The following is a 6,930-nucleotide window of genomic DNA, read 5'->3' as shown; positions in this document are numbered from 1 at the left end:
CGCTGGCGTGGGGTCTGTGGGAGACCGGTGGGATGACCGCCGATCTGACCGAGGCGGACCTGCGACGCATGGAACGCTCGGGAGTGGCGCCGCTGACGGTCGCGGAAGGGCTGGCCCTGTTCGACGACGCGCTCCACGCAGGCCGCGCCGTACTGGTTCCCGCGCGGTTCACCACGGCCGGTGGTGCCCCGCGTACCGCCCGGCGGCGAGCGGCGGCGGCCACGCCTGCCGGCCTCGCCGAGCGGCTGGCCGGGCTGGAGCCCGCCGACCGGCTGTCCCTGCTGTCGGACCTGGTGCGCGGCGAGGCGGCGGCCGTACTCGGGTTCCCGGACGCCGCCGCGATCGACCCGCAGCGTCAGTTCCAGGACCTAGGCCTGGACTCGCTCACCGCCGTCGAGTTCCGCGACCGGCTCGGTACGGCCACCGGGCTGCGCCTGCCCGCCACCCTCGTCTTCGACTACCCGACTTCGCACGCCCTGACCGGCCTGGTCCTGGAGCGGTTCTTCCCGGACACGGCCCCCGGGACGGCCGCGCCGCCGCGCACCGACGCGGAGGTCCGGCAGTTCCTCACCACCGTCCCGATCTCACGGCTACGCGAGGCGGGGCTGCTGGACGACCTGTTCCGCCTCGCGGGCGTCCTGGAGGAGAGCGAGCCGGACGCCGCGGAAGCGATCGACAGCATCGACAGCATGGACGCCGACCGGCTGATCGAGCTGGCCCTCGAAGGCGGAGCCGCCTGATCGGCGTCCATCCCGGTTCCGATCCGCCCCGGACTCGGAACCGCCCCTGACCCGAACCTCGACCACGACCCCCCAATTCGGACTCATAACCCCGAGACCACGACCCGGACCTGGACGTCGAGCCCGCCCAACGCGGACTCCGGCCCCCGGCCCGGCGGCCGAACCGGACATACGACCGAGGGCTCCGGCCCCGTACCTGGACCTGGACCCGGACCCGGACCAAGGAAGTGAAAATGAACCTGGTAACGACCTGGATGCCGCTCAGCGAGTCCGACTCGAAGGACCTGGTCCTCTGCGTCGACTTCACCGAGACCGGACGCACGGAGGCGGGCTTCCCCGACCTGGTGGCCCGCATGGACCACGACTCGGCCTTCTGGCACGTCGTCCCGCCCTCCGTGGCGCCCGGCTCGGGCGTCGACGGCGGCGCCTATGTCCGCTCCTGGCTGGAACCGCTGCGCGGAAGCGGCCGGACCGTCCGCGCCGTCATGGGGTACTGCGTCGGCGCGGTCTACGCGGCCGAGCTGGTGGCCGCGCTCGCCGAACTGCAGGACGAGAAGCCCGAGCTCATCGTCTTCGACCCCGAGCCGACCAGCCTGGAGAACATCTACTTCCAGTTCGGCAACGTCTTCACGATCCTCTCCTCGATCCTGACCGAGGAGGACATCGCCGGCACCCGCGAGGTGATGGACCGGCTGATCCGGCAGGAGGACATGACGGTCGAGCGGTACGCCTCCGAGCTGTACGCCGTGTTCCGGGAGGTCGGCCACAACGCGTTCGAGCGGGCCGGCCTCGACCAGGAGTACGGCGAGGAGATGTGGGAGACGTTCAGCCGCTTCCTGTCCTTCCTGAGCTACGCCGACCAGCTCGACCCGTGGGACGGCTGGCTGCGCGCCACCGCGGTCAGCTCCTCGACACCGCACAACGGTCTGAACCGGCTGCGTACCGACGACCCGCCGCGCCGCGGTGACATCGTCGCGCACGAACTCAGCTTCGAGGAGGACCACCAGGAGTTGCTCAGGTCCGAGGAGGTCGCCCGGGCCGTCACCAAGTTGCTGGAGAAGTGAGCATGGAACAGACGCCGACCCGGCGGGCCACGCGCAAGGAACAGGCGTTGTGGCTGCTGGAGGAGTTGGTCCCGGGCGCCGGGGTGAACAATCTGAGCGTGGCGTTCACCGTCGCGGGCCGGCTGCGACGGCCGGTCCTGCTGGACGCGGTGACCCGGCTGCTGCGCCGCCACGAGATCTTACGCACGGTCTTCCGCGCGGAGTCCGGCGGCATGGCGCGCGAGGTGGTGCCGGCCGAGGACGTCGAGCCGCGCCTGGAGGAGGCCGGCTCGGGCGCCACGCGCGAGTGGCTCACGGCCTTCCTGGCCCGGCCGTTCCACCAGGACGGCGGGCTGCTGGTGCGGGCCGGGGTGCTGGAGGAGGAGGCGGGCGAGGTCTACTGCCTGGCGATCCATCACTCGATCTTCGATGGCCTGTCGGCCGCGCTGCTGATGGGCGAGCTCGCCGCCCTCTACAACACGCTGGCCGCCGGGGAGGCGCCGCCGGAGCCCGAGGTGGTGCCGGCCTGGCAGGAGCCGGGGCCGAACCCGAGCAGCGCCGGGTTCTGGCGGGACAAGCTGGCCGGGTTCCGGGCCGGTGAGCTGGACCTGTGGTGCGAGAAGCCCGAGGCGGCGCAGACGACGCTCGCCGGTGACGTCGTCAACTGGGAGCTGTCGCCGGCGGCGCGTGAGGCCACCCGGCGGATGCAGGTCGCGCTGCGGTCGCCCGAGTCGGTCGTCCTGCTCGCCGCGTACGAGGCGCTGCTGGCGGCGCACGGCGCGGGGCCCGATCTCACGGTCGGCTCGCCGGTGAGCGTGCGCACTCCGGAAGCGGGCGGGCGTATCGGCTACCACATCAACGTGCTGACGCTGCGCGCGCGGGTCGATCCGGAGCAGAGTTTCCGCGAGCTCACGCGGCTGACCCGCCGCACGTTCATGGAGGCCATGACGCACGCCGACTACCCGGTGGACGACCTGCTGGAGCTCATGCCCCGGGACGGCTGGCGCAACAACCTGTTCCGGCACACCTTCAACTACATCCCCGCCGACACGGCCGCCGCGTTCGTCCTCGACGGCCTGCCCGCCGCGTCGCTCGTCGTGGAGAACGGCTTCAGCAAGTTCGACCTGGAGTTCTTCGTCACCTCCACCCCTGAGGCGATCAAGGTGCGGGCGGCGTTCTGCGTGGACGTCCTGGACCGGGTCGACGTGGAGCTGATGCTGGCCCGGTTCGACGAACTGCTCGTGACGCTCGCCGACGCTCCGGACACCCCGCTCGCACAGGTCCCGGTCTGGTGTGAGCGGGACAGGACGGTGATCGGCACGGCCAACGCCACCGAGCGTCCCGTGGTGCCGGCCACCGTGCTCGACATGATCGCCGAGCGGGTGTTCGCCTCGCCGCCGGAGCACGCCGGGCCGGCCGCAGGCGTACGGAACGCCGATCAGGCGAGCGACGCGGGGAGCACGGCGGTCGTCAAGGGCGACGAGGACGGCGAGTACGGCGAGTACGGCGACGAGGACGCCGGGGGTCCCGTCGCGGTGCTCGACGGTGCGCGCCGCGTCGGCCCGCGGCGGCTCTGGGCCGCCGCCGAGGCGACCCGCGAACTGCTGCTCGCCGCGGGCGTCCGCAAGGGTGACGTGGTCGCGCTGCTCGCGCCCCGCGGCGCGGAACTGGCCGCGGCGGCGATCGGCGTGTGGCTGGCCGGCGCGGCGTACCTGCCGCTCGACCCCGACCACCCGGACCAGCGCCTCGCCTACCAGCTCGACGACGCGGGCGCCGTCGTGGTCCTGGCCGGCGAGGGGATCGCCGTCCCGGGCGACCGGCCGATCCTCCCGCTCATGTCCGTCGAGGAGGTGGTCCCGGTCACCGGTACGGCGCCGGCGACAGGCTCGGTCACGCCGGAGGACCACGCGTATCTCATCTACACCAGCGGCTCCACCGGCCTGCCCAAGGGAACGCTGATCGACCACCGCGCCCTGGCCAACCTGATCGCCGACTTCGCCGACCGGCTGGCGGCCGGCCCGGACGACACCGTGCTGTGGCTGACCACGTTCAGCTTCGACATCTCGGCGCTGGAGCTGTTCCTGCCGCTCGCCACCGGCGCCCGGCTGGCCGTCGCGCCGGACGACGCCCGCACGCAGGGCGAGCCGCTCGCGGACGTGCTGCGGCGGCACGAGGTCTCGATCGTCCAGGCCACCCCCACCACCTGGCGACTGGTGGTAGACCAGGTCGGCGGTCTGCTGGCGGGGCGCCGCGTGCTGTGCGGCGGCGAGCCGCTGCCCGCCGTCCTCGCCGGCAAGCTCGCCGCGACGGGGTGCGAGCTGCACAACGTGTACGGCCCCACGGAGACCACCATCTGGTCCACCGCCGGACGGGTCGGCCCGGGCGCCGCCCGCGTGGACGTGGGCGTGCCCATCGCCAACACCAAGGTGTACGTCGCCGACCCGCAGGGCCGGGCGTTGCCGGTCGGCCTGCGCGGCGAGCTGTGCATCGCCGGTGACGGGGTGGCCGTCGGCTACCACGCGCGGCCGGAGCTGACCGCCGAACGGTTCGGCGAGCACGACGCCTTCGGCCGGTTCTACCGCACCGGCGACCTGGCCCGATGGACGGCGGACGGGCGGCTGGAGATCCTCGGCCGGCTCGACCGTCAGGTCAAGCTGCGCGGCAACCGCATCGAGCTGGCCGAGGTCGAGGGCGTGCTGCTCACCCACCCGGACGTCAAAGCCGCGGCGGTCGTCGTGGTCGGCGACCCGAGCGCGGACGCCGTGCTGTGGGCTTTCGTGGTCGCCCCGGACCGGCCCGGGCTCGAGCTGTGGGAGCACGCGGCCGCGTCCCTGCCGCACACGGCGACGCCGCAGGAGTACGTGACCGTGGACGCCTTTCCGATGACCGGCAACGACAAGGTGGACTACCCCGCGCTGCGCCGCCTGGCCGGCGAACCGCGGACCGCCCCGGCGGCGGTGGCCGAGGCCGGCCTGGACGCCGAGACCGGGGACGAGTTGGTCGACACGCTGGTCACGCTGTGGAAGGCCATGCTGAACCGCACCGACCTCGGGGCGGACAGCAACTTCTTCGCCTACGGCGGGCACTCGCTGCTGGCGGTCAAGCTGCTGCAGGAGATCAAGCGGGCGACCCAGGAGCGGCTCAAGCTCAAGGACATCTTCGAGGAGCCCACTCCCGCCGGTCTGGCCCGGCGGCTGCGCGCGGCGACCGCCGCAACCCCGTCCACCACGGTGACCGCTGGAAGCCGGCCCAGCGCGGCGATCGCCGTTCCCTGACCCGCCGCGCCGTGACACTGGCCGCCCCTGCCGGTCGGTGTCGCGGCGCGGCTTCCCGCCGGCGCGTCTTCGGCGGCGTGACCGGCATGCTCGACAGCCCCGTGCCTGATGGCGCCGCGGCTTCCCACATCGGCACCCCTCATCGATAGGCGGGTTCTCTCGTGCTGGACAAGACCGACGACGTCGTGGCCGTCCCCTCCGCTCGTTCCGACCGTCTTGCTCCCGCGGCCCCGACCAGGGAGTCGATGCGCGCGGACATCGCGGGCCAGCTCGACATCGCCCCCTCCGAGGTCGCCGACGACGCCGACCTCGTCACTCTCGGCCTGGACTCGCTGCGGGCGATGAGGCTGGCCGGACGCTGGCGGCGCGCGGGGGCGCGCATCGCGTTCGCCGAACTGGCCGAGGCGCCGACCCTGGCGGCCTGGTGGTCGCTGGTCTCCGACCGGCTCGCCGCCGCCGCGCCGGCCGACGCCCCCGCCTCAGGTGACGGCGCCGCCCAGAACTCCGCCGCCGCTCCCGCCGGGGAGCCGCTCGTCGCCTCACCGGCTGTCCTCGTGGACGAGGGGGCGCCGTTCCCGCTCACCCCGGTCCAGCTCGCGTACTGGGTCGGCCGGTCCGACGAGCAGGTGATCGGCGGGGTCGGCTGCCACGCCTACCTGGAGTTCGACGGCGCGGACGTCGAACCCGCCCGGCTGGAGCAGGCCGTCCACGCGCTCGTCCGTCGTCACGGCATGCTGCGCGCGGTCTTCCACGACGACGGTACCCAGCAGATCATGGACACCAGCCCGTGGCCCGGGCTCACCGTGCACGACCTGAGGGAGCTGGGCGACCGGGCGGCCGAGGCGGCGGAGGAGATCCGGGACCGGCTGTCCCACCGCCGGTTCGACGCCTCGCGCGGCGAGGTGTTCGACGTGCGGCTGTCACTGCTCCCCGGCAGCCGTTCCAGGGTCCATTTCGAGGTGGACTTCCTCGTCGCGGACGTCCTCGGCCTGCAGATCCTGCTGCGCGACCTGGCCCGCCTCTACCTCGACCCCGCCCGTACGCCCGCGCCGATCGCCTTCTCCTTCCCCCGGTACCTCGCCGCCCGGGACGCCGAGCGCGCCGCCGAGAGCACCCGGGACCAGGAGTACTGGCGGAGCAGGCTGAACGAGCTGCCCGGCGCGCCTCGGCTGCCCCTCGCCAAGGACCCGGGCAGCGTCGACCGGCCCAGATTCGTCCGGCGGGAGCGGTGGCTGCCGATCGAGACGTGGCGCCGCATCCAGGAGAAGGCGCGCGCGCACGGTCTCACCCCGGCCATGGTGCTCGCCGCCGCCTACTGCGAGGTGCTCGCCGCGTGGAGCGACACCCCTCGCTTCCTGATCAACGTGCCGCTGTTCGACCGGGACGAGACGGTGCATCCGGACGTCGCGGACATGGTCGCCGACTTCACCAACCTGATCCTGCTGGAGGCGGACCTGTCGGAGGATCTGCCGTTCGCCGCGCGGGCCAGGGCGCTGCAGGAGCGCTTCCGCGCCGACGCCGGCCACACCGGCTACTCGGGCGTCGAGGTGCTCCGTGACCTCGCCCGGGACGGCGAGCACACCGGGGCTCCCGTGGTCTTCGCCTGCAACCTCGGCACCGAACTGATCGTCCCCGAGGTCCGGGAGGCCTTCGGCGGGCCCGGCTGGATGATCACGCAGACCCCGCAGGTCTGGCTCGACCACCAGATCAACGAGTACGAGAACGGCCTTCACCTCGCCTGGGATGCGGTGGAGGAGTTGTTTTCGGTGGGTGTGTTGGATGCGATGTTCGGTGCTTTTGGGGAGTTGTTGGGGTGGTTGGCGGTGGGGGATTGGTCGGGGGTTGTTCCGGTGGGTTTGCCGGTGGGGCAGG

4 protein-coding genes are annotated in these 6,930 nt (G+C 72.9%); all 4 read left to right on the top strand.

Annotation, left to right across the window (positions count from 1 at the left end):
* Positions 1–740 (top strand): acyl carrier protein (locus IEY93_RS36935; RefSeq protein ID WP_229691789.1); only part of this gene is annotated, 740 nt, incomplete at its 5' end.
* Positions 741–973: 233 nt separating this feature from the next.
* The gene (locus IEY93_RS36930) at positions 974–1,804 is read left to right on the top strand and encodes a hypothetical protein (protein WP_189167814.1); all 831 of its coding nucleotides are present in this window, start codon (positions 974–976) and stop codon (positions 1,802–1,804) included.
* Between the two features lie 2 nt (positions 1,805–1,806).
* Positions 1,807–5,058 carry a non-ribosomal peptide synthetase gene (locus IEY93_RS36925; RefSeq protein ID WP_189167813.1) on the top strand — a complete coding sequence of 1,084 codons (3,252 nt, stop codon included), beginning with the start codon at positions 1,807–1,809 and terminating at the stop codon, positions 5,056–5,058.
* A 161-nt stretch (positions 5,059–5,219) separates the two neighbouring features.
* Positions 5,220–6,930 (top strand): condensation domain-containing protein (locus IEY93_RS36920; protein ID WP_229691788.1); only part of this gene is annotated, 1,711 nt, incomplete at its 3' end.

Source organism: Sphaerisporangium melleum, from assembly GCF_014646695.1.
In the GTDB taxonomy this organism is placed as follows: Bacteria; Actinomycetota; Actinomycetes; order Streptosporangiales; family Streptosporangiaceae; genus Sphaerisporangium; species Sphaerisporangium melleum.
Note: the sequence above shows the minus strand (reverse complement) of the source record. Positions and strands in the feature narration are given on the sequence as shown.